This window comes from Megasphaera sp. ASD88 (assembly GCF_002287425.1).
Classification (GTDB): Bacteria; Bacillota; Negativicutes; order Veillonellales; family Megasphaeraceae; genus Megasphaera; species Megasphaera stantonii.
Window position 1 is genome coordinate 1 of record NZ_NQXW01000085.1, and the last position, 225, is coordinate 225.

Below are 225 nucleotides of genomic sequence, written 5' to 3' on the forward strand. Positions count from 1 at the left end.
ACCCCTACCCACATCTCATCCAAAAGCTTTTCAACGCTCACTGGTTCGGTCCTCCACACATTTTTACCTGTGCTTCAACCTGGACATGGGTAGATCACTGTGGTTTCGGGTCTACTGCTACCAACTTGCCGCCCTGTTCAGACTCGCTTTCGCTTCGGCTCCGCGTTTCCCGCTTAACCTCGCTGGCAACAGTAACTCGCCGGTTCATTCTTCAATAGGCACGCC

1 rRNA gene is annotated in these 225 nt (G+C 53.3%); it reads right to left on the bottom strand.

Going from position 1 to position 225, the window contains the following annotated elements:
* Positions 1-225: ribosomal RNA gene (locus tag CJ260_RS12640) — 23S ribosomal RNA — on the bottom strand; the annotation flags it as partial.